Here is a 24,420-nt window from a genome sequence, read left to right as displayed (position 1 = left end):
ATAGTGAGTTTTAAGAAATAAAAATAGAGACGTCAATTCATAAGAACGTCTCTATTTAATTAAGAAGCTTTTTCGGAGGATGTTTTGATTTCGTTATACTTTCTTGTACGGTAAGGGTTTTTTCGTTCTGGATACATAATTTTATCGATAAAGTTCATGGTTTCATCCACATTGGTTACATTTCTTATATCATTATCTCCGTGTGTTGCATTAATGTGAAGTTTTAACGATGCTTGTTTTTTTTCGGTTACTTGATTGATTTTCTTTGCGAAGTCAACAGATTGCTCGAAGGGGACGATTCGGTCGTTTGTGCCATGTATCATATATATTGGCGGGAAGTCCTTTGTTACATGATAAATAGGGCTAGCAACCTTTGCTTCATCTGTTTTTTCTCGAACATTGAACCCCATAAGCCTGTTTGCAATATTGATACTGGCATCTGGAAGGGTTGTAATGTCTGAAATTCCGTACCAGGATACAACTCCTTGTACCTCAGAGGAAGCTTTAGGATTGCCCATTGAAAGATCCTCCATCTCTTCCATCCCATTGGTTGCAGCGAGCATACTCGCCAAATGTCCTCCGGCTGAATTCCCCCATACGACGATATTCCGTGTGTCAAATCGATATTGCTTTGCATTGGCCCGTATATATCGGATGGCAGCTTTTACATCATAAAGCTGAGCTGGCCATTTTGCTTGGTCTGATAGACGATAACCAACATTTACTACTACATAACCTTGTTGTGCAGCCATTTGAATATTCCTAAGAGATGCGGATTTACGGTCTCCGCTTGACCATCCACCTCCATGAAGTGCCACGATTACTTTATAAGGCGGATTCCCGAATGGCGGAAATACAATGTCTAATTGTTGTCTGTCGTTATCTGATTCAGTATAAGGAATGTCAAGATATCTTTTTCTAAATTGGTCCATATCGATGTATTGATTTGACCCTCTAATGGATTCCTCTGCATCGATTTCCTCTTCGCTTTCAGCTTTTAAATTTGTAGTAAGTTGATCGAGGAGCTGTTCATCTGCCTCACCTGTAATGGTTATATCTACATTGGGGGATTTGGATTCAACGGCGTCGGTTTCTTGATTTTCTTGTGCAAGAATTAGAACGGTACTTCCTAAACTAAAAAAAAGTATGAAACTAATTATGATTTTAGGAAATTTTTTCATAGTTTCACCCCTGTTAACCTAATTTTGAGATTGGATTTATTTTAACCGTTAAAATTTTGGCTATACGGTGAGAAATATCTTGTTATAGCTTATTTTTTTCAATATGAAGAACGAAAAAGACCCGAGAATATAATTTTCTCAGGTCTTTTTGTTAAATCATCATTTTTAATGCGTCTTCACCGACTGTACCTTTTACAATACCTAATTTTTCTGCTTCATGAGTAACGGACTCTAGTGGCGCTTTTAATAACTCATCGATTGTTTTTACTCCGACAGCACGACCAGCAATAATTTTACGATCGGCCAGCTTGCTATTTAGCAAACCAACATCCAATGCCCCGCACATAATGTAGCCGTTTTCGTTTGAAACAGTTAAAAGTGTCGTTTTTGGTAACCGTACAGTAACAGCAGTAAACATGTGTCCGTCTATTTCAAGTGGTTCTATCGAAACCATATTTATCGCCCCTTTCCTTTATAAAATATGGAAGGGGGAAAAAAGTGTTCCCCTACGATTGAGATTTTCTAAAGAAAGTGGGCAAAGAAGTATTATTTTTTTAGAGGAATAAAAAATAAAAAACATTCCATACTAATTACAGCTTCACAAAGATATAAAACATGATGAACAGGGGTGTTACCGTTGCAGCATTAGGATGCAAGTCCAAATGTCTCTAGAACACTAAAGCTAATTTAGCGTAAAGGCTTTTTTAGTTTTATGCATCATGGAAGTTTTGTGAACATGCCCGGAATTTATATTCCGGGTTTTTTCTTTTATTAAAATAAATAGTTCCCATGAAAAAATAAAAATAACGCATGATTTACGGTGACTGCATCATACTAATTTTGATTTCACGTTAGAAATCTACTATCTTAAAACAGGGGTGTGACCGATGGGAAAAAAGGGCATTTTAGATCCTAATTCTTCAAAGAATCACCGTAACTGGGAAAAGCCGAAGTTTCATAAATCTCAGATGAATGGTGAAACGAAGATATCTCTTCATAACCAATTATTGAGAACGGCGGCGAAAGTTAGCAGATTTACGTAAAATCGAAAGCCCGGATTATTCCGGGTTTTTTCATTTATCTACATATATCTAAAAATCCTCGATATTAATGTGCTATTTATAATGTTTACTTCTGAAGCAATAGGGGAATATAAGTTAAGTTATCCGTTATGAGGAGTTGTTTTTTTGTGAAGGAAATTATAAAAAATCCTGTATTTACTATCGCCGCCTTAGTTATTTTATTATTAGTTATTTTAGGTGCGTTGTTTCCAGTCCGTTTTGGTGAAGTTGCTAGTAATATATTTGATATGACAACACGTAATTTCTCATGGTTCTATTTACTGGCAGTTTTTGTCATTATTCTCTTCTTACTATTCCTAGCAATCAGTAGATTTGGATCAATCCGTCTAGGGGGAAACGATGCAAAGCCTGATTTCTCCTATATGACTTGGATTTCAATGCTGTTTTCAGCAGGTCTAGGAGTAGGGCTAGTCTTTTGGGGAGTAGCTGAACCAATGAGTCACTTTTTCACGACACCAAATGATAATGTGGAGCCTTTAACAACAGATGCAGCAAGACTTGCTATGGGCTATTCGTTCTTCCACTGGGGGATCAGTCAATGGTCTGTTTATGCATTGATGGGACTTATCATGTGCTATATGCAATTTAACAGAAAGAAGGATTTGCTTATCTCGACGTCTTTAGAGCCGATAGTAGGCTCAAAAAAGGGGATAAAGAATCTTATCGATATTTTTGCAGTAATAGCAACAGTTATGGGAGTAGCAACCTCTATAGGATTAGGGGTTTTACAGACGAATGGTGGGTTGAATGCGGTATTTGGTGTGCCTATTAATTTTTTAGTACAGGTCGGAATCATTGGGCTGATGTTTATTGGCTATATGCTATCCTCCACAACTGGTTTACAAAAGGGTATTAAAATTTTAAGTAACGTCAATATGGGATTAGCCATACTTTTACTCGCCTTTGTATTTATTATGGGACCAACAGTGTTTATCATGGAAACCTTTACGTTAGCGGTAGGAGATTATATATCGCATTTCGTTGAATACAGTTTGCGCCTGCAGCCTTATAAAGAGGATACTTGGGTTAAGGATTGGACAGTGTTTTATTGGGCTTGGGCTATTTCTTGGTCACCGTTCGTGGGAGCCTTTATTGCGAGGGTTTCAAGAGGGAGAACAATACGAGAATTTATATTCGGTGTACTAATTGTACCTCCAGTAATTTCTTGTTTTTGGATTGCAACATTTGGTGGGACAGCGCTGTGGTACGATTTACATGAAAATACGGGTATTGCGACATTGGTAAATGAAGATGTTACTGTTGCTCTATTTCAAACCTTAAATAATCTACCCTTATCGATGATTGCATCTGTTATTGGAATCATTCTTATTTTCACATTCCTAATAACATCAGCCGATTCAGCAACTTTTATCATGGCTAGCATGACCTCGAATGGTGCTATTAATCCGGCAGTTATTACGAAATTAACATGGGGAGTATTAATGGCGGCAATTTCTGGTGTTTTACTATATGCGGGTGGATTAGATGCCCTGCAAACAGCTTCCTTGATAGCTGCTTTGCCATTTATCTTTATCATTTTATTACTTGGTATCACCCTATGGAAAATGCTAAGCAAGGAAATGATCCCGATTAAAAAACACGAAATTAAACGATTAAAGAAAATGCGCGAACATATTGAGCGCGAGAACGAACAGCAGAAATTCCGTAAGTAATAAATATAGAATTATGTCCCGGAGATATATGCTCCGGGATTATTTTTTTAGCTTTCTTTAGTAGGAGGGGCGATTAATGCCTTAGCATCTGAACTTAAAGCATCATAAATTTTAGGATTTGATAATAACTCCTTCTGTAAAAAAGAGAAGCGTTTTATCTCAGCAAATCTAAAATCTCTTGCAAGCTTATTGATATGCTGAATGATCAGCAGTGTTTCTCTTGAGTACACATCTTTGTTATCCGCATCGCCATGAAAATTCAAAACAACATTTACCAAGGCTAGTGCTTCCATACTTAATGTTGAACGGACAAACTGTTTTTTAAATTTATCGATATGTAGTTCGATAATTTTGCGAGCTTGTGGATAATCGCTTTGTGAAATTGCTCGTTCTAACAATTGGACTTCTCGGTCTATTTTCATATAGTCTTCTCCTTAAAAATAAAAGGTAAATATAATTAGTCTTAAGATATTATATAGTAACTAAAGTTCTGAATCAGCAGATATGTTTTTGGATTAAAAATTTCTTTTAAAAGGGTTCTATTATCAGAACTCTTTTCATAAAAACAACTATGCTATTGTTTAGCTTTTATGCACGGTTATTATAGGACTCTTATCAATGAAAACAGTGAAACTACGTCTTAGGTCTTATACTTAACTATTTCCTCAGTCGGTTAACAGAACAAAGTCGGTATTCTATTATTAATAGTGAGATATAAACGAAGGGGTAATAGGATGGAAAGGAAGAAGGTATATTTATTACTGACTGATACAGGTACGATGTTTACAAGGATGGTTAAGCTATATACAAAAAAGCCTTATAACCATGCATCGATTGTATTTGATGAAAATTTCAACGAAGTCTACAGTTTTGGACGTAAAAGACCTCGGAATCCTTTTATTGGTGGATTTGTAAATGAGGATGTAAGACAAGGATTATTTAAAAATGCGAGATGTGCTATTTATAGTTTTGACGTATCGGAAATTCAAATTAATAGAATGAAATCTTTTATCTATAAAATTGAGATGGAAAAACATCTTTATCGTTATAATCTTATAGGACTTATTACTTTTATAATCAATAAACCGTATCAAAGAAAACATGCTTTCTTTTGCTCAGAATTTGTTGCTCAGGTTTTAAATGAAGGCGGAATTAGTCAAATCCATAAGCCCATTTCCCTTGTGTCACCAAATGATTTGCGAAATATGAAGAACCTTCGATTAGAATTTGAAGGACAATTAGCAGACCTGCTTGAAAATGATGCTTCAAATCAGGTTTATCCTATTATTTATTAATTTCGCTAACACCAAATTGCTGTATCAGAAGCATTTTGGTGTTTTTTAGTAGATAAAAAAGGCTTGGCGATAAGTCATGTTTTCTAATATTGTGTGAGGGTAAGTATAAACAATAATGGTTTACAAAGACTAAAAGAAGCGAACGGAAAAAGAGGTGACAAATATGGAAAATCAAATGCCAAAAGATGAAGGAATCGATCATAGTATTGCGCTTTTAAAAGAAGGATATCACTTCATCCTAAATAGAAGTGAAAAGCTTAGTTCTAATGTATTTGAGACAAGGCTTTTAGGAAGAAAAGCGATTTGTATGATCGGAGAAGAGGCTGCACAAATTTTTTACGACCCGCAAAAATTTCAAAGGAAAGATGCTGCCCCTAATCGAGTAGTCCAAACCTTATTTGGAAAGAATGCTGTGCAAACCTTAGATGATGAGGAACACCAAAACCGTAAAAAAATGCTGATGTCGGTAATGACTGAAGAGCATTTGAATCATTTACTTGAGCTAACAGAGATGCAATGGGAGCAATCTATTGTTAAATGGAGCAAGATGAAATCCATCGTCTTTTATGAAGAAGTAAAAGAGTTGCTTTGTAATGTAGCGTTCAAATGGATAGGGTATCCCATACATGAAAATGATGTTAAAAAAATGACGAAAGAGCTCGCCTCCATGTTTGAAACAGCTGCAGCAATCGGTCCAAACCATTGGGCTGGAAGAACCTATAGAAACCAAGCAGAAAAAATGATTCAACAGCTTATACAAGATACGCGTGATGGAAAAATAAAGTTTCCTCAGAATACAGTTCTACATCAATTTGCATTTTATAAGGATACAAAAGGAAATCTTTTAGATATTGAAACGGTTGCAGTTGAAGTCATCAATATGCTAAGACCAATCGTTGCTATTTCAATCTATATTAATTTTTCTCTTCTCGCACTCCACGAATTCCCAGAGGAAAAAGAGAAATTGCAATCCTTTAATGACTACTCCAAACTTTTTGTGCAAGAGGTAAGAAGGTTTTATCCATTCTTCCCGTTTGTAGTGGCAAAAGTTAAATCTGATTTTGTTTGGAATAGCTATGAGTTTAAAAAAGGCACATTAACACTATTGGATCTTTATGGGACAAATCACGATCCAGTGAAATGGGAAGACCCACACAAATTTAACCCTGAACGATTTGCACATTGGCCAGGAAGTCCATTTGGCTTTATTCCACAGGGTGGTGGTGATTACTATTTAGGTCATCGCTGTGCAGGGGAACAAATTACACTTGATGTAATGAAGGTAAGCCTTGATTACTTAGTAAACCGAATGGAATTCACATTACCTGAACAGGATTTGAGCTTTGAAATTGATGATATCCCTAGCATACCAAAAAGCAAGATTATCCTTGAGCATATTGTAAGAAGCCGAAGTCATTAGTGATTTCGGTCTTTTGTTTTTCTTTTTACTGAAAAATGTCGAATAAGGAAGGAGTTTTTTAAATCTTCCACGAATAATAGAAAGTAAAAGAAAACCTATAGGAGCTGAAATTCTTGCACCAAAACAAAGAGGAAATCTTAATGCATTATGAGAATTCTGTCGAGTGGGTAAGGAATTTGGATAATTTAAGTGAGGAGCAGTGGAGAACCCCGATTGCAGAAGGGAAATGGACAATCGCAGAAGTTATTGGTCATTTACCAGCATGGGACCAATTTATTTTAGATAGTCGCCTACCTTATTTATTTAAGAATAGGGCACTTCCAGAAGGACCAGAAGTAGATGAATTAAATCAACAGTGTTCCTTGGAAAGTCAATCAAAGACAAAGGAAGAAATCATTTCAAAATTCATTAAAGTAAGAAGAAGTCTAATCATTGCAGTAAATAATATTGAAGATGACTTATGGGAAACGAAAGTTAACATTGGTTCAACGGCTTTAATATTGACAGACTACTTAAAGGGTTCGATTGAGCATGATCATCATCATTTCAAGCAAATTGAGAATATATTAGAGGGTTCTAAGAAAGTTACATGAGCTAAAAGCAGATAGAAGAAACTTATCTAAGTAAAGAGACTTTAGCAGCTAGAACTACATAAAATGATAGCCCCCATTCGAAAAATAGTTCTTTTTCAAATGGGGGTAAATAATATTAGGAGGATAGAAAAATGAACTCAAGGCTAGTAAGGGTAGGGACTATCTATTTACCAGTAAAGGAAGTTGAAGTATCAGCCAGGTGGTATAAGGAAAAGCTAGGAGCTGAAATTTCCTATATTGATAATACCAAAGCAATTCTAAACTTTGCTGATCAAAGCTTCTTTCTAGTGCAGGCTCCACCGAGTGAAAGTGCTAACTTTAAAGATAGTGATGGTGAAGAACGATTTTCAATAACCTTTGAAGTGGACGGGATAGAAGAGCTGCAGCAAATTTATGAGGAGTTCAATAGAAAACAAATTAAAGTGGGTAAGATAGAGGATCGTGGACATGCGGGAAGGAACTTTATATTTCAAGATTTAGATGACAATAAATTCGATGTATGGAGTGAGCTAAGTCCGAAGTATAAAGAGCGTCTAGTTTCTAAGAACGTATAGGAGGATAACGATGAATCGACTAAATTTACTAACATTAGGTGTAAAAGATATGAAGGAATCTCTTCAATTTTACAGGGATGGCTTAGGGTTTGAGGTAGTTGTGTATGGGGAGGAATCAAACCCAGATGTAATATTCTTTAATAATAACGGGACAAAAATATCTTTATTCCCACTTGAAAGATTAGCCAAGGATATAAGTGAACAGCAACCACCAGAAATAGGTACTGGCTTCAGTGGGATTACTTTAGCTTACAACGGGAAATCGAAGGAAGAGGTCGACGAAGTATTCACTTTGGCTGAAAAAGCAGGAGCTAAAATAGTTAAAAAGCCAGAAACAGTGTTTTGGGGTGGATATAGTGGCTATTTTCAGGATCCGAATGGTTTCTACTGGGAAGTGGCTTACGGCGAAATGTGGGAATTTGATGAAAATGAAATGCTTATTATAAAGAAATCATAATAGTAATTTTTCATAAAACGATAGCTATGCTATAATTTAGATTAACTTACAACGAAGGGAAGATGGGTGGCCGATGATTAAATAATCTTATTTTTATTTTTGAAATTTAAATTCAAGAATCTAAAATAGGATTAGTCTGCCCATTTTTCAAAGAACGTTCAACTACTATTGCTCTCAATAGCTTTTTTGATATTGGTAAAAGCTGAGTTTTTTACTAATATAGTAGTTGCACTTTATGTATAGGAAAGCATGAAGCTTCTCTATCTGTCAAAATGAGACTAATCCTTCCACGAAATTTGGGAGGATTTTTATTTTTTTAAATTATCAATTCTCCCTATAACGAAGGGATGCGTATATAAATGCAAGAGCTACTAAAGCTAAAGGACATTACATTTGAAATTTTAGATAATATTATTTTTAAGAATGTTAACGGGACAGTCCATGATGGAGATGTAATTGGGATTATAGGTAAGAATGGGGTGGGTAAGACAACACTGCTACAGATAATTTCAGGAAATCTTTCATTGTCTAATGGAAAGATAAATTGGCTTAAGCCACAAGTATCAGTCGAAATGGTCGAACAGGAAACAGAAGATTTTGCAAGCGAGCATACCGGAACAAAAGAAGCACAAATGTTAGCTAAGTGGAACGTGCTTACCAATAGCTATAGTAAGCTTAGTGGTGGAGAGAAGCTTAAGGTAAGACTAGCAAAGGGCTTCTCAAGAAATGCACAGCTTTTACTATTAGATGAACCGACGAATCATCTAGATGAACAATCAACTGAAATTTTGATAGAGCATATTAAACAATACAAAGGAACAATCATTCTCATATCCCATGATCGCTATTTCTTAGACAAAGTAGTCACGAAAATTTGGTCATTAGAAGACCAGCAATTAATAGAGCACAAAGGAAATTATACGAGCTACATGAAAGCGAGAGAGCAAAGACGGTTGACGCAGAAGAGGGATTATGAAAAACAGCAGCAAATGATTCAAACCATTGAAGGACAATTAAAAGAGTTGACTTCATGGTCTCAAAAAGCTCATGCAGATTCAACGAAACAAGAAGGAATGAAAGAGTACCATCGCGTAAAAGCGAAACGTACAGATGCCCAAATAAAGTCAAAAAGAAAACGCCTTGAAAAAGAATTAGAGAAGTCAAAGGTAGAACAAGTAAAACCAGAATATGAGGTGCAGTTTACTCTTAAAGCAAATGACAAACGAGGGAAACGATTTTTAGAGGTGAAAACCCTGCAAAAATCGTTAAACAAGCGTGTACTATTTAAAGACGTTAGCTTTACCATTCAGCATGGTGAAAAGCTTGCATTAGTTGGACCAAATGGTAGTGGGAAAACTACTTTTTTAAAAATTGTAATGGGTGAAGTAATGGCAGATGCCGGCGAAGTTTGGATTTCTCCAGCAGCTAAAATCGGATATTTAACACAAGAAGTGTTTGATCTACCACTTTTAAAAACGCCAGAAGAGCTGTTTTATAGAGAAACCTTTGAGGAGCGTGGAAAAGTACAAAATCTAATGAAGCACTTAGGTTTTTCAACTGCTGCCTGGAAAGAACCGATAGGGAATATGAGCATGGGAGAAAGAGTGAAGTGTAAGCTAATGGTTTACATTCTAGAAGAGAAGGACGTGCTAATGTTAGATGAACCAACGAATCATTTAGACCTGCCTTCACGTGAACAGCTAGAAGAGACTTTATCAACCTACAATGGAACGTTACTCATCGTTTCCCATGATCGCTATTTCCTCGAAAAAACAACGAATAGTAGCTTGGAGATAAAAAATAAGAGCATTCATAAACAGTTAAAAGAAATGCCAGCTCAAAAGGATACACAAAAAGAGGCACTATTAAAGCTAGAAACAGAGAGACAGGAGGTTTTAGGAAAACTAAGCTTTATGACTGTTAAAGATTCACAATACCCCGAGCTTGACGCCAAATTTAGTGAAATAACAAAGCAAATTAATCAGTTAAAGAAAAATATGTGAGAAATGAGCCCTAAAGGATTCTGTAAAGATTCTTTAGGGTTTTTATGTTGTAAAAATTATGTATGGCAATTCTTGAGCATCACATACTAACTTTACGATTGCCTAAAATTATAGGAAGAAGGTGATTCGATGTCACCGTTCTTTAAAAAGAGAACGAAAAGTGAACAACCAACAGAAACAGTAACAATACCAGATAGCGAAATCTTAAAAGACAAAGAGGGAGAGAGGGTTTCGTCTGATTTAGAAGAGAACATTGAAGGGTTTAATAAGATTTTTAAAAATGATATTGATTTTCTTATTCGGCGATTTGCTCTTTTTGGTACACAGCCGGCAGCACTTCTATGTTTGAAGACATTAGTTGGAAAAGAAGACATCGAAAGAGATATAGTGAAGCCTTTGCAAGAAAGTAACTACCCAATTGATCAATCGATGAATGAAATTGATTATATTTTAAACAATGTTCTCTATTATTCAGATGTGAAAACAATTACTGATAGTGCGGAATTAATTCAATCACTTACTTTAGGCAAAGCAGTCATTTTCGTAGACGGAATTGAAAAAAGTCTTGAATTAGATGCAAAGAAACCTGAAAAACGTGCAATTGAACAGCCTGAAACAGAACGAGTGGTTCGCGGAGCTAGAGATGGGTTCATTGAACAAATCGGTACAAATGTAGCATTACTAAGATATCGGCTACCTGTTCCGGAATTTCGAATAGAATCCACAGAGGTTGGAACAAGAACGAGGACGAAAGTGGTCGTTTGTTATATGGAGGATATAGTAAACGAAAACTTACTTGTAGAAGTTAAGAAGCGAATCGATGCTATTAAAATGGATGGCATTTTAGATGCTGGCTAAATTGAGCAGTTTATACAAGAAAATCCTTGGTCTCCCTTTCCTCAAATTCAAAATACAGAACGGCCAGATAAAGTAATAGGAAATATATTAGAGGGGAGAGTAGCAATTTTAGTAGAAGGAAGCCCTTTTGCCTTAATAGCACCAGCAACATTTAATCAATTTTATCAAACAAGTGAAGATTACAATGATCGTTGGATAATCGCCTCTATTATTAGATTAATTAGGATTATTGCACTGGTATTTTCACTACTCTTTTCATCTTTTTACGTGACAGTCCTTTCGTTCCATCCTGAATTAATACCAGCCAAATTTGTTGTGGCCGCATCAAGTGGTAGACAGGGCGTACCGTTTCCTGTTTTTATAGAAGTTTTAATAATGGAGATAGCGATGGAAATCTTGAGAGAGGCGACCGTCAGAATGCCACAGCAAGTTGGTGGTGCTTTATCTATTGTTGGTGTGTTAGTAGTGGGACAAGCGGCTGTACAAGCTGGTTTTGTAAGTCCGATTACGGTGGTAATCATTGCAATGTCAACAATTGGATCCTTTGCAACACCTTCTTACAATGCGGCAACGGCATTCAGAATGCTACGCTTTATACTGATTATTTTAGCAGGTACTTTGGGATTATTAGGAATGGCTGTAGGAATAATTATTATTCTGAACCATATGATTGGGTTGCGTTCTTTTGGAGTGCCTTATATGTACCCGTTTTCTCCAGGAAATGCGCATGCCTTAAGAGATTCCGTGATACGTTCGCCTTTTAATTGGTTAAAAAATCGCTCGGATAGTATTAAGCCAAAAGATACGAAGAGAGTAGGGAAGCGGGTCAAAGATAAAACGACCTATAATTTCTTGGAAGAGGATGGAGGAAATCGTGATGAAACATAGTGATTCTATTTCCTCAATTCAATTAGCAGTAATCCTCATTAGTACGATGCTTGGTGTATCTTTATTAATCCTGCCTAAGATGGTAACAGAGTTTGTAGGGGTTGCTGCTCCACTCGCTACTTTAATGGGTCTTTTCATTTCATTTTTGGGAATGATGGCTTTTGCATTATTAGGTAAAAGATTCCCTAAAGAAACGTTAATTGGCTACAATAAAACCATTTTGGGAAAAGTCTTCGGAAATATATTCAATATAATTTTTATGGTAATAACTCTTGTTTTATTTGGTTTGGAAGCAAGGCAATTTGCTGAAGTGCTAGCAGGAGCACTTCTTCCCAATACACCAATCTATGTTTCCATATTCTTAATGATTGTGATTTGTGCATCTATAAATTTTAGTAATGTATCCACTTTTGCATATATTCATTTTTTTATCTTCCATTTATGATTATTCCGTTATTCATCGTGATTGGACCATCCTTTGCGGATGCAGAAATGTACCATGTATTTCCGATTGTTGGCCATGATGTATCAGGGAAAGAGTTTTATGAAGGGGCAAAGATAATCTGTCAGGGGATTACAAATTATATTATCATCTCGATGATAATTCCTTATATGAAAAATGCGAAAAGCGTTGTGAGAAGTAGTATATGGGGATTTTTGGTTGCTAGTATGTTTGTTTTTAGTACGGTTACTATTTGTTTAGCTGTTTTTGGAGAAATAAAAATTCTTGATATGTATTGGCCAACATTGGTTTTAGCACGAATGGTTCATGTACCAAGTGAGCTTCTCTCCAGAGTGGATGCGATATTTCTTATTGCTTGGATATTTGCAGTTTTTACTACAGTGCTTTCTTATTATTTTATGTTTGTACGGGGCATGGCTGAGCTTTTTAAGACTAAAAAGTTTCAGCGCATTTCATTTATAGGGATACCGATTGCTATGTTAATCGCTCTAATTCCCCAAGATACGTATGAGTTGTATCGTTATATTAAAAATACAGCTTTTATCGATATCTTTCTTGTTATTGTTTATCCCATATTGTTGCTGGTAATTGCAAAAATCAGGCGTAAAAAAGGGAGTGCAACATGAAGAAACTATTTCTACTTACCCTTATGATAATGACCTTACTTTTTTTAACAGCATGCTGGGACCGTTATGAACTAGAAGAGCGTGCCAATATATTGGGCATTGCAATAGATTATGCAGATGAATCAACTGAAGATTTTACAATTCCAGAGGTCTCGCATCAAAAAGATAAATTTCCAGGGAATAATAAGAAATTATATAAAATAACTGCACAATTGGCGGTACCTGGAAAAATTAAATTAGGCCCAGAAGGTGATAGTAGTGGAGGATCAGGGGAGACATCTTGGGTATTGGAAACAGTAGGGTATACCATGAAAGATGCGCTACTGAATCTGCAACAGCAGTTAGCAGAAAAACTCTACTTAGGACATCTTCAAATTGTAATTGTAAATAGTGAAATAGCGAAGGACGGTCTCGAAGATATTAATGACTTTTTAAGAAGGGATTACGAAGTTAGAAGAACGGCATGGATGGCAATTACTGAACAAAAGGCATCAAAGGTACTCCAAACGGCACCGCCAATGCAAACTGTTCCAGCACTTTATTTAAGCCAAACATTAGATAATGCCATGCGTTTTGGGAAGTTGCCCAAAGGTTATTTGGGGAAGTTTTGGGTGGATTTGGATGATATGGGTATAGATGGCAATCTCCCGCTAATAAAAGTGATAGAACGGGATCGTATTATGGTAACTGGGGTTGCCTACTTTATAGACGATAACATGGTTAGCAAAATGTCTCCAATAGAATTGGGTGGATACCTAGCGATGAGAGAAAGGAATCCTGGGGGATATACAGTTGCTGTATCAACAGATGATGGTGGTGTCTATCTTGTAGAATCATTACGAAGAGATTCTAAAATCAACATTACTATTGAAGATGGAAAACCTAATGCTGTTATTAATGTTGAAATCGAAGCGCAGATAGAGGAAGAAACAAAAGCGAATGACTTAGGCTTGAAAAAGTTAGAAGAAGTAGAACTGAAAGTGAATGATTTAGCGAATCAAGTTTTCAATGAGGAGATAAAAAGTTGGCAGGAAAAAGGTGCAGATTTACTTGGCATCGGGGCAAGGGTTAGAGCCTTCCATTCTAAATATTGGCATCAGGAAGTTGAAACAGAAGAACGTTGGAGAGAAATTTACAAGGAAATGGATATCCAGGTTAAAGTAGATTTTAAAATTGAACGTACAGGAATGGATTGGAAATAAGATGTATATAAAAGAGTCTTAAAAGTTATATTTAACAAGCTTTTGGGACTTTTTCTATGTCAAAAGTATGGAAAATTTACCTCTGTTCATGGGCATTTACAAATGGTTAATAAAGGATTAATAGTACATTAACATAAGAAGCATATGATAGGTATTAATCCCCTGTTATAACAAGGAGTAATTATGAATTCAGTATCATATTCAAGAGAGCATTCTCTTAATTTATTTTCGTATTTAAAGTATTTATATAATAAAAGGCAAGAAGATATTTTGTACTATAAAAGATATAACGAATTGAAAAAAATTATGCAAAATGAGTCGCTAGAAACATTTTTTCAGCCAATTGTGAATCTACAAACGGGACAGACCTTTGGGTTTGAAGCTTTGAATAGACCAGGGCAACCAGAGTTTTTTAGTAGTGTAGATCATTTCTATGAATTTGTTGGTCAAACAGACATGGTATTTGAGTTTGAAAAATTTTGCAGAAATCTATCATTAAAAAGGTATATTGCAGGGTTAAACGAAAAGCTTCAAGACGAGGATTTTAATCTATTTATCAATATTCATCCACATGTTTTGCTGGATAAGCATTATCACAGTGGGGATACATTGCAGCTATTAATTGATATTGGAATTCGCCCCGACCAGGTCGTGTTTGAGTTAACTGAAAGAAGTGCTGTTACGGATTTCCAGGAGTTTGAACGTGTATTATCCCATTATCGTTCACAAGGATATAGAATAGCGATTGATGATGTTGGTTCAGGCTACAATAGTTTGAAAACATTAATCTTTCTAAAGCCTGAATTTATAAAATTAGACCGCTCACTCATTCAAAATATTGACGAAAGTAAACCCAGCCAACAATTAGTATCTCTAATCTATGACTATGCCGTACAATCCGATACAAAAATCATTGCAGAAGGTATAGAGCGAAAAGAAGAGATTATGTACCTCCAAAAGCTTGGGATACACTACGCCCAAGGATATGCGTTAGGGAGACCAGGTAGAACAATTGAATGTGGTGAATTACCAAGTTTAACTTGAAAACTAAATGTAAAAACGATGCAAATGGGTGAGAATATGATGACGAAAACAGGTGAAGCAGTATCGAATATCGGACGAATAGTTAATACCGTACCCTCTATTTCTCCAACTTTAAAAAATAAAGAGGTAGACAAATTATTTACTGACAATCCAGATTTACGCGGAATAGTAGTCGCCCATCATGAAAAACCAATTGCTCATATTACAAGAACTCATTTCTATCAAAAAATTGGAACGTTATATGGTTATAATTTGTATATGGGAAGAGAAAGTAATTTACTAGCAAAGACAAGCCCTCTAATCGTTGATTTTCATCAGCCCATTACTGAGGTCAGTAAACTAGCTATGGAAAGAGAAGAAGAAGCATTATATGATGATGTGATTGTAACGAAGGGCGACAAATTTTTTGGTGTTGTAAGTATTAGAGCACTACTCATGGAATTTGTTGATATCCAAGTACAAACGGCTAGTTTCCTGAATCCATTAAGCAAATTGCCTGGAAATCACGTAATTGACCAAAAGCTAACTGAAATATTGTATTTAGAGAAATATAGCATTCTCTATTTCGATATTGATTACTTCAAAACCTATAATGACCTATATGGTTTTAATAAAGGAGATAAGGTTCTGCTTCACTTAACAGATATCCTCAAAAGAAATATTACGCAGCAAGGATATTTTTTAGGGCATATAGGTGGGGATGACTTTATGGCTATTCTTCCACTATATAAGGTTGATGAAATCTGTGAAACCATTATTAAGGAATTTGATGAAACAATTCCTATCTTCTATGAGGACTATCATTTAAGTGACCCGAACTTTAAGGTGAAGGGGCGATCAGGTAGTTTAGAGAAATTTACAATCATGTTTTTATCAATTGCTGTTTTGACAAATCAAAAAAGGCAATTTGTCAAAATAGAGGATGTATCCAATGCGGTCGCAGCTATAAAAAGAAATTGCAAAAAAGTAAAGGGGAGCTGTTTTATTATAGATGAGACAGATTGCTGTTCCCCAACGTATTAATTATAAGCATCGAATGAAAAGGGGCAGCTACTTTTCCATTCGATTTTTTTATTGCCCAATGTATAATAGAACTTATAAACTGTGTTTTAAAAGGATGTGACGTAATGGCCGGAATCAATGCGCCATTTAATGGAACTACTCATGCAAAGCCTATGAATAATATGGCGATACTTTGCGTGAGGTAATTAGATTATTAATCGCCCTAACTGTATAGTCACTTTGTTCATGTGTGCTTTGCCCTTCACTTGAAAGTTAAAAAGTAAAGGAGCGAAAGTTCAAATGCGTTACGTAAATGCACATGAAGTTTTACCAGAGGAGCTATTGATGGAAATTCAGAAGTATGTTCAAGGAGATTTAATTTATATTCCTAAGCCTGAAAAAGAACGAATTCAATGGGGAGTCTTATCTGGTGAAAGACAACGACTACAAAAAAGAAATGAGCAAATAAAAAAACAGTTTCAACAGGGGGTAGCGCTTCAAGAGTTAGCGGAGCAATACCATTTATCTACTGAAACGATAAAAAAGATAATATATAGGAAAAGGTGAACTGGTGAAATCTCAGTTCACCTTTTTATGTACAGTTTGATTTTAAAAGAACTTGCCAATTGCTGTTTTTGGCACATTTATGTACCCTTATCTTAAGGAGTGGTGAAAATGCAATTTATGACGCCAGAGCAGTACCAATTTATTAAAAAACAAGCTAAAAAAATACTGAACACATATACAACCTCAAAAGATCAAAAGGTCATTCAGGCGATTCAAGCCCTTGTCCAAGAAGAAATTGATAGCAAGCTAACCTTTAGTGAAATCGATCAGCAGCTAGTACTACAGCCTATTTTTCATATTCAGTCCAAGGATCAGTTAGAAAAATTTCTAACTGATATCAAGCAATATGTGGAACCGTTTATTCAACCAACAGAAGCTCAATTGAAAAAGCTGTTTCCAAAGGATAAAAAATTAAAGCTTCCGAAGCTTGAAGCCTTTGATTGGCAGGAAACCTCTTATTTGAGCTGGTTTGACCCAGGGACAAATCGAAAATACATTGTGTATAGAGAAGACGGGGCTTTAAAAGGTGTGCGCGGTACATTTAGCAATTCAGCAAAGGTAGGAATCTGTACAGTATGTAACCAGCATGCTAAGGTTGGCTTGCTTTTAGTATCGAAAAAGGGAGCAGATTTAGGCACATACACGAAAAGAGGGAACTATATTTGTGAGGATAGTGAATCATGTAATGGAGCATTATCAGACTTAGAAAAATTCACTAATTTCGTTAACAACTTAATGTAAAAAAAATAAAAATCGAGGTGCGAGTAAAAACGCAGGCTCGATTTTTTGCTTAGTTGTTAAAATAATCATATGCGTTCTTAGTTAGTAAAAGAACAGTTACGACAATAAATAAAATACGAACGTAGCCACTTCCACGACTAATGGCGAATTTAGAACCGCAAATTGCTCCAATAATTTGGGCGACCCCCATTATAAGACCATAGGCGAAATTAATTTGCCCTAAAAATAAGAACATCACCAAAGCGCCGATATTGCTTGCGAAATTTAAAAATTTCGCATTACCAGCAGCCTTTAAGAAGTTAAAACCAATCATTAAAAAGGCGAACATAAGAAAAGACCCAGTACCAGGACCTAGAAATCCATCGTAAAAGCCAATTGCCGAAACCAAGAAGATAAAGCCAATATATTTTTTTGTTGTCAGTTTCTTGTAGGTAGAAATACTTCCCCAATCTTTCTTAATAAGTGTATATATCGCCACAGCTGCTAACATGATGAGCATTAGGGGTTTTAATACATTAGGGTCCATCAAATGGACAACCCATGCTCCGAGCATCGCCGCTAAAAAGACAAAGGGAAAAATCTTGGCAATAGATTTGAAGTCGATATTTCCTGAACGGTAAAACGTAATGGTGCTAGTTAAAGAGCCCATTGTTCCAGCAAGCTTATTTGTTGCTACTGCTGCTGAGGGACTTAAGCCTGTAAACATTAATGCGGGTAAAGAAATTAACCCACCCCCACCAACGACAGAATCTATAAATGCAGCTAAAAACCCAAAAACAAATAAAATAATAATAAGGGTAGGATCTAAATCAAAAAACATATTATAGTAACTACCTTTCAGTAAACTTGTTATATTAATAGTTTGTCATACACATAATAGTCTTAATAAAGATAGTTTTCAAGATGTTTGGGAAAATAACCCACTAATTATCCTCGCTGTAAGAATGATAAAAGTGAGGATAAATTTTTTATGTTAAAAAATATGAATAATATTGTTGCACATATAATACTGTATGACATACACTGTATAGTATACAGCATGGAAATTCGGAGGTGATTCCTTGAGTAATTTACTGGATTCGTTAAGTACAGAGCTCAGAAGAGGTACATTGACTTTAGCGGTATTAAGTCAATTGCAAACACAGCAATATGGTTATTCATTAGTCCAGTTACTGGAGAAATCCGGAATAACGATAGAACAAAGTACGCTATATCCACTACTTCGACGACTAGAAAAGCAAGAACTAGTGGAAAGCGTTTGGGATACAACAGAAGCCAGACCAAGAAAGTACTATATTCTAACGGATTATGGTGCTGAGGTTTATGAAAAGCTTAAAGAAGAATGGCTAAAAAATTCGAAAGAGCTTTATAAATTATTGGAAGGAGATGATTAAAATGAATTTAATTGAGGTTTATATATATGAAGTGACTCGAAGGCTCCCTAACAAAAACCGTGAGGATATTGGTCTTGAATTAAAATCTACTATTGAAGATATGCTGCCTGAGAAGTATTCAGAGGATGAGGTAAAAAAGGTCCTTGTGGAATTAGGCAATCCTGCTGTTTTAGCAAGCGAATATAATGAACGGCCGATGCACTTAATCGGTCCAAAATATTATGATCTGTATATGTCCTTATTAAAAATGATTGTACCAATTGCTGTTGTGATCGCATTTATTAGCGTTGTTGCAAAGTATCTTGTGGGCTTTGAAGGTGGCGATACAGTATTAAATATGGGTCTAATGATTTTGGGTGAAGGGATATGGAGTATACTTAATGTTTTTATGCAGGTATTCTTTTGGCTGACTTTAACATTTGCCATTCTAGAAAGAACTGACCATAACGAGGATAAGTATCCACGTACAATGAGTCTGCAAAAATGGACACCTGATGATTTAAAGAATATATCCTATATACCCCAGAATAGAGCTGTTTCAAAAGGTTATGTATTTGGTAGCTTACTGTGGACAGCTATTTGGGGAACGATTTACTTTAATGCCGATCACTTAGCTGGTGTTTATGAAGGCACTGGAGAAGGACTTGAGTTTATATTGCCAGCATTAAACCAAGAGGTATTGAACTCATTTTGGCCCCTTATCGTTATTGTTATAGGATTAGAAATTGTTTTTGCCCTAACCCTTTTTATAAAGAACCAGTGGACAAAGAAAATTGCATTTTTTAATGTGATTCGAGAGGTTATAGCTGTAATTGTTTTAATATTCCTTATTACGAATTCAAATCTACTCAATCCGGAGTTTCTAGCATATATGAGTAATATCCTGAATATTGCTGCCGACCAAATTAGAAACTTTATTATTGGGTTAACGTTAATTTTATTTCCTATCTTTTCAATTTATAACAGTGTGGAAGGCTACCGAAAAGCGAATAGATAAAAAAGCTTAGGCATCTTTAATTATGAGATGCCTTTTTATCATACAACAACTATGTAAAACTACCCTTTTTATATATAATTTACTATTTATTACATATCTTTCTTCCTAATCGTTGTTTATATTTTGTTGAAATTTACGTCAAATTAACAAATTTTAATTTTTAAGAAAAAAGTATTTTGGGTAAGAAATCTACTAAATAATTTAAATTTGGATAGATAAAATTGTGCTATGAATAAATTTGGAATTGCCAATGAAACATCAATGTTTTAGAGCGTTTTCGGGCTCTTTATCTCTGTTGGACACTAGTATTTTTACAACAATTATCACATAATAAGTGTAAAAACTAACAATTAATAGAATTATACTAATATAACTACTTATCTAAATTTTCGTTTAACAGTGAATTTTTTGTTTATTTCGTAAATCTTTTTTGATATGATGAGAATTGTTAATCCTATTATCAGAAAATAGGGAAAAAACAAAAAGAGGGGGATTCGCATTGAAAAAGCGCAATCTATTTTTAATGCTTATGTTACTAGCTTTAACTCTAGTACTTGCAGCATGTAACTTCGGAGGCGAAAAAGAAAACGCATCTGAAGAAGGAACAACAAATGAAGGCACTTCTGATACAACAGAAGGTGGCTCTAAAGAGATTAACTTAGTAGTAGCATCTGAACCACCATCATTACACCCACAATTAGCAACAGATACAACATCTGGAGTTATTATCCAAAACGTATTTGAAGGTTTAACAACTTTAGTTAATGGTGAAGTAGAAAATGCAGCAGCTGAAAATGTAGAAGTAAGTGAAGACTTAAAAACTTATACATTTACATTAAAAGATGCTAAATGGTCAAATGGTGACGCTGTAACAGCAGAAGACTTTGCTTATGCTTGGACTTTTGCATTAACACCAGAAAACGCATCTGAATATGCTTCAATCCTTTACCCAATTAAAGGTGCAGAGGCTTTCAACTTAGGTGAAGGTTCTGTTGAAGACTTAGGAATTAAAGTAGTAGACGAAAAAACATTAGAAGTAACTTTAGAAAACCCAACGCCATACTTCTTAGAATTAACGGCGTTCAAAACTTATTATCCAATCCACAAAGCAACTGCAGAAGCTAATGATACTTGGTTTGCAGAAGCTGGAGATTCTTATGTATCAAACGGTGCATACACTTTAGCTGATTGGCAGCACAATGGTTCAATGACTTTAGAGAAAAATGCAAATTACTGGGATGCAGACAAAGTTGCAATCGACACAGTTAACATTTCAATGGTTGAATCAGAAGCAACTCAAGCAACTATGTTTGATGCTGGTGAAATTGATTATTTAGGTGCTCCATTCGGAAGCATTGCTCTTGATGTTATTGATCGTTATAAGCAAGAAGGCATTTTAACAATTGCTGACTATGCTGGTTTATATATGTATAAATTCAACACAACTGGTGAATTTACTTCGAATGCTAACATTCGTAAAGCTTTAACTCTTGCAATCGATCGTCAAGCTTTAATTGATAACGTATTAAAAGGTGAGCAAGCACCAGGTGTAGCTCTTGTACCTGCTGCTATTAAAGGCTTTGAAGAAGACATGGGTTACATCAAGGATAACGATATTGAAGAAGCAAAAGCTGCTTTAGAGGCAGGTTTAAAAGAGCTTGGTCTTTCTGATGCAAGTGAACTTAAACTTAACCTTTCATTCAATACAAGTGAAGCACATGCTGCAATCGCTCAATTCATCCAAGAAGGATGGCGTACAAACCTAGGTATCGAAGTAACTCTTGATAACTCAGAGTGGCAAGTATACTTAGACAAAGTTTCTAACTTAGACTACGATGTAGCTCGTATGGGCTGGATCGCTGACTACAACGATGCTTACACATTCTTAGAAATGTACAACTCTGCTACAAACGGTAACAACGATACTGGTTGGGAAAATGCAGAATACACAGCATTATTAAATCAATCAAACACAGAATCTGATCCAGATAAGCGTTTAGAGTTAATGAAGCAAGCAGAAGCAATCTTCATGAAAGATTTACCAATCGCGCCTATCTATTACTACACAAACCTTTCTGTTAAGAAAGACAATGTACAAAATATCGAACCAGATTCACTTGGTAACATTAATCTTAAATACGTAGATATCACAGAGTAATCTTTTCTAATACTAAAAGGTTACGCATCTTAAGGCTGCTTACAATCGAGAAATCGATTCAAGCAGCCTTTTTTTCTGAATATATATATTCTCCTAAAACACCTAATAGGACTCTGAAAAGTCTTGAAGAAGCGATAAGTGCTTTTTAAAGGACAAGTAAAAAATGGGCAAAAGAAGTATTATTCAACCTTCGATTGATGGATGAATTATCAGCTTCTTTTATGCCAAACTAATTTATAAATTGAGAGCTAGAGGAGGAAAGGGAAAGTTAGTTCGATATTTATAATAAGAATATTAGGAGGATTCGTTATATTCAGAAAATAATAATAGTTATTAATTGAATAATATTTCAAACAATTTAACAATTCAGATTACAAAAATTTGAAATTAACGCAGGAAAAATGAGCATTTTATAAATAAATTAAATAATAAGTTAGAAAAATAAAATTTTTGTTTATTTAGTTAAAACTTTTTGTTAATATAGTAAACGTCAGCTCTAATATTTCTGAAAAATGAATCTTACTGAGCTGAGTTTTCTGAAAAATGGGAAATATATTACAAAAATAAAGTTAGGGGGATCCTCATGAAGAAAAATAACTTTCTACTTCTTTCATTGTTATTAGTGCTTTCTGTAGTGTTAGCAGCTTGTAACTTTGGAGGATCAGAAAAAGATAGCAGTACAACTGATGGGAATGGTGCTAAAGAACTTAATTTAGTTACTGCATCTGAACCACCATCATTACATCCACAATTAGCAACAGATAGTTCTTCGGGGGCTATTCTACAAAACGTTTTTGAAGGTTTAACTACAGTTAAAGACGGAGAAGTAGTAGAAGCTGCTGCAGATAAAATTGATATTAGTGAAGATTTATTAACATATACTTTCACTTTAAAAGATGCTAAATGGTCAAACGGTGACACTGTTACTGCTGAAGATTTTGCATATGCTTGGAAATTTGCATTAAACCCAGAAAGTGCTTCTGAGTATGCATCAATTCTTTACCCAATTAAAGGCGCAGAAAGCTATAACCTGGGTGAGGGTACTGAAGAAGATTTAGGAATCAAAGTGGTTGACGAAAAAACTTTAGAAGTTACTTTAGAAAACCCAACTCCTTACTTCTTAGAGTTAACAGCATTTAAAACTTACTATCCAATTCACAAAGCAACTGCTGAAGCAAATGATACTTGGTATGCAGAAGCTGGTGATAGCTATGTAACAAATGGACCATTCACATTAGCTGATTGGAAACATAGTGCATCAATTACATTAGAGAAAAACGACCAATATTGGGATGCTGAAAATGTTGCTTTAGACAGAGTAAACATTTCAATGGTAGAAAATGAAGCAACTGCTTCAACTATGTTTGATGCAGGAGAAATCGATTTCTTAGGTGCTCCATTCCAAACAGTAAGCTTAGATGTAATTGATCGTTATAAACAAGAAGGAATCTTAAATATCCAAGATTTCGCTTCAATTTATATTTACAAATTTAATACAACTGGTGAATTCACATCTAATGCTAACATTCGTAAAGCATTAACACTTGCAATTGACCGCCAAGGATTAATTGATAATGTTTTAAAAGGTGAACAAACACCAGCTTTAGGTATGGTACCAACTGCAGTACCAGGATTTGAAGAAGATCGTGGTTACTTCAAGGATAATGATATTGAAGAAGCAAAAGCTGCTTTAGAAGCAGGTATGAAGGAACTTGGTATTTCTAATCCAAGTGAAATCTCAATTGGTCTTTCTATTAATACAAGTGAAGCACATTCATCTATCGCTCAGTTCATCCAAGAAGGCTGGCATTCAAATTTAGGTATCGACGTAACTATCGATAACTCTGAATGGCAAGTTTACTTAGACAAGCTTACAAGCTTAGACTTTGATGTTGCTCGTATGGGTTGGACAGGTGACTACAACGATGCTTATTCATTCTTAGAGTCATATGATTCTGCAGATAATGGTAACAACGATACTGGTTGGGAAAATCCCGAATATGCACAGTTACTAAAGCAATCGCTTACAGAAACAGATGAGAATGCTCGTTTTGACTTATTAAAACAAGCAGAGGGAATTGCAATGGCTGAATTCCCAATTGCACCAATTTACTATTACACAAGTCTTCATGTGAAAAAAGATTATGTACAAAACATGGAGCCTGATGCATTAGGTAACGTTTATCTGAAATATGTAGATATTAACAAGTAATTATTTAAGA

At 35.2% G+C, this 24,420-nt stretch carries 23 protein-coding genes and 1 pseudogene; 20 read left to right on the top strand and 4 right to left on the bottom strand.

Annotated elements, in window-relative coordinates; translation table 11 throughout:
* Positions 1-59: 59 nt before the first annotated feature.
* The gene (locus BJ095_RS08325; protein WP_107934698.1) at positions 60-1,181 is read right to left on the bottom strand and encodes an alpha/beta hydrolase; all 1,122 of its coding nucleotides are present in this window, start codon (positions 1,179-1,181) and stop codon (positions 60-62) included.
* A gap of 151 nt (positions 1,182-1,332) precedes the next feature.
* A complete protein-coding gene (locus BJ095_RS08320) occupies positions 1,333-1,635 on the bottom strand; it encodes a YunC family protein (RefSeq protein WP_107934699.1) in 303 nt (100 codons plus the stop codon).
* Positions 1,636-2,068: 433 nt separating this feature from the next.
* On the opposite strand from BJ095_RS08320, the gene BJ095_RS08315 reads away from it, so the two are divergent.
* Entirely contained in the window at positions 2,069-2,224 is a 156-nt protein-coding gene (locus BJ095_RS08315; RefSeq protein ID WP_107934700.1) for a YpzG family protein, read from the top strand.
* A 146-nt stretch (positions 2,225-2,370) separates the two neighbouring features.
* A complete protein-coding gene (locus BJ095_RS08310; RefSeq protein WP_235867612.1) occupies positions 2,371-3,936 on the top strand; it encodes a BCCT family transporter in 1,566 nt (521 codons plus the stop codon).
* Between the two features lie 47 nt (positions 3,937-3,983).
* Here BJ095_RS08310 and BJ095_RS08305 read toward each other — a convergent pair whose 3' ends face one another.
* On the bottom strand, positions 3,984-4,358 hold the full coding sequence (locus tag BJ095_RS08305) for a hypothetical protein (protein WP_107934702.1): 375 nt from the start codon (positions 4,356-4,358) through the stop codon (positions 3,984-3,986).
* Positions 4,359-4,670: 312 nt separating this feature from the next.
* Between BJ095_RS08305 and BJ095_RS08300 the strand changes: the two genes are divergently transcribed.
* The 14 genes and pseudogenes from BJ095_RS08300 (at position 4,671) to BJ095_RS08240 (ending at position 17,649) form a co-directional block, all read left to right on the top strand.
* On the top strand, positions 4,671-5,231 hold the full coding sequence (locus tag BJ095_RS08300; protein ID WP_107934703.1) for a C40 family peptidase: 561 nt from the start codon (positions 4,671-4,673) through the stop codon (positions 5,229-5,231).
* Between the two features lie 163 nt (positions 5,232-5,394).
* A complete protein-coding gene (locus tag BJ095_RS08295; protein WP_107934704.1) occupies positions 5,395-6,651 on the top strand; it encodes a cytochrome P450 in 1,257 nt (418 codons plus the stop codon).
* A 113-nt stretch (positions 6,652-6,764) separates the two neighbouring features.
* A complete protein-coding gene (locus BJ095_RS08290) occupies positions 6,765-7,244 on the top strand; it encodes a DinB family protein (RefSeq protein WP_107934705.1) in 480 nt (159 codons plus the stop codon).
* Positions 7,245-7,375: 131 nt separating this feature from the next.
* Positions 7,376-7,798, top strand: a complete 423-nt coding sequence (locus BJ095_RS08285; protein ID WP_107934706.1) for a VOC family protein — start codon at positions 7,376-7,378, stop codon at positions 7,796-7,798.
* A gap of 10 nt (positions 7,799-7,808) precedes the next feature.
* Positions 7,809-8,255 (top strand): VOC family protein, encoded by a 447-nt coding sequence (locus tag BJ095_RS08280; protein ID WP_107934707.1) that lies wholly within the window; start codon positions 7,809-7,811, stop codon positions 8,253-8,255.
* A 359-nt stretch (positions 8,256-8,614) separates the two neighbouring features.
* Positions 8,615-10,258: a ribosomal protection-like ABC-F family protein gene (abc-f, locus tag BJ095_RS08275; protein WP_107934708.1), complete on the top strand. Its 1,644-nt coding sequence runs from the start codon at positions 8,615-8,617 to the stop codon at positions 10,256-10,258.
* A gap of 129 nt (positions 10,259-10,387) precedes the next feature.
* Positions 10,388-12,004 (top strand): annotated as a pseudogene (locus BJ095_RS08270) (spore germination protein).
* Positions 11,994-12,449 carry a GerAB/ArcD/ProY family transporter gene (locus BJ095_RS19245; protein ID WP_235867611.1) on the top strand — a complete coding sequence of 152 codons (456 nt, stop codon included), beginning with the start codon at positions 11,994-11,996 and terminating at the stop codon, positions 12,447-12,449. The pseudogene BJ095_RS08270 and the gene BJ095_RS19245 overlap by 11 nt, the downstream one beginning before the upstream one ends.
* A complete protein-coding gene (locus BJ095_RS19240) occupies positions 12,446-13,093 on the top strand; it encodes a GerAB/ArcD/ProY family transporter (RefSeq protein ID WP_235867610.1) in 648 nt (215 codons plus the stop codon). Before BJ095_RS19245 ends, BJ095_RS19240 begins: the two co-directional genes overlap by 4 nt.
* The gene (locus BJ095_RS08260) at positions 13,090-14,295 is read left to right on the top strand and encodes a Ger(x)C family spore germination protein (RefSeq protein ID WP_107934709.1); all 1,206 of its coding nucleotides are present in this window, start codon (positions 13,090-13,092) and stop codon (positions 14,293-14,295) included. Before BJ095_RS19240 ends, BJ095_RS08260 begins: the two co-directional genes overlap by 4 nt.
* Positions 14,296-14,478: 183 nt before the next feature.
* Positions 14,479-15,339 carry an EAL domain-containing protein gene (locus BJ095_RS08255; protein ID WP_107934710.1) on the top strand — a complete coding sequence of 287 codons (861 nt, stop codon included), beginning with the start codon at positions 14,479-14,481 and terminating at the stop codon, positions 15,337-15,339.
* Between the two features lie 39 nt (positions 15,340-15,378).
* Positions 15,379-16,362 carry a GGDEF domain-containing protein gene (locus BJ095_RS08250; RefSeq protein ID WP_107934711.1) on the top strand — a complete coding sequence of 328 codons (984 nt, stop codon included), beginning with the start codon at positions 15,379-15,381 and terminating at the stop codon, positions 16,360-16,362.
* A 279-nt stretch (positions 16,363-16,641) separates the two neighbouring features.
* Positions 16,642-16,908 (top strand): CD3324 family protein, encoded by a 267-nt coding sequence (locus tag BJ095_RS08245; RefSeq protein WP_107934712.1) that lies wholly within the window; start codon positions 16,642-16,644, stop codon positions 16,906-16,908.
* Between the two features lie 108 nt (positions 16,909-17,016).
* Positions 17,017-17,649 carry a FusB/FusC family EF-G-binding protein gene (locus BJ095_RS08240; protein ID WP_107934713.1) on the top strand — a complete coding sequence of 211 codons (633 nt, stop codon included), beginning with the start codon at positions 17,017-17,019 and terminating at the stop codon, positions 17,647-17,649.
* A gap of 49 nt (positions 17,650-17,698) precedes the next feature.
* Here BJ095_RS08240 and BJ095_RS08235 read toward each other — a convergent pair whose 3' ends face one another.
* Complete coding sequence (locus BJ095_RS08235; protein ID WP_107934714.1) at positions 17,699-18,469, bottom strand: TSUP family transporter; 771 nt, start codon at positions 18,467-18,469, stop codon at positions 17,699-17,701.
* A 241-nt stretch (positions 18,470-18,710) separates the two neighbouring features.
* On the opposite strand from BJ095_RS08235, the gene BJ095_RS08230 reads away from it, so the two are divergent.
* The 4 genes from BJ095_RS08230 to BJ095_RS08215 all read left to right on the top strand — a co-directional run bounded on the left by BJ095_RS08230 (position 18,711) and on the right by BJ095_RS08215 (position 24,410).
* On the top strand, positions 18,711-19,043 hold the full coding sequence (locus BJ095_RS08230) for a PadR family transcriptional regulator (protein WP_107934715.1): 333 nt from the start codon (positions 18,711-18,713) through the stop codon (positions 19,041-19,043).
* Between the two features lies 1 nt (position 19,044).
* Positions 19,045-20,040, top strand: coding sequence for a hypothetical protein (locus BJ095_RS08225; protein ID WP_107934716.1), 996 nt, complete (start codon positions 19,045-19,047; stop codon positions 20,038-20,040).
* 523 nt (positions 20,041-20,563) lie between these two features.
* Positions 20,564-22,198, top strand: a complete 1,635-nt coding sequence (locus BJ095_RS08220; protein ID WP_107934791.1) for a peptide ABC transporter substrate-binding protein — start codon at positions 20,564-20,566, stop codon at positions 22,196-22,198.
* 583 nt (positions 22,199-22,781) lie between these two features.
* Complete coding sequence (locus BJ095_RS08215; RefSeq protein WP_107934717.1) at positions 22,782-24,410, top strand: peptide ABC transporter substrate-binding protein; 1,629 nt, start codon at positions 22,782-22,784, stop codon at positions 24,408-24,410.
* Positions 24,411-24,420 lie beyond the last annotated feature (10 nt).

This window comes from Ureibacillus chungkukjangi (assembly GCF_003217295.1).
Taxonomy (GTDB): domain Bacteria; phylum Bacillota; class Bacilli; order Bacillales_A; family Planococcaceae; genus Ureibacillus; species Ureibacillus chungkukjangi.
Note: the sequence above shows the minus strand (reverse complement) of the source record. Positions and strands in the feature narration are given on the sequence as shown.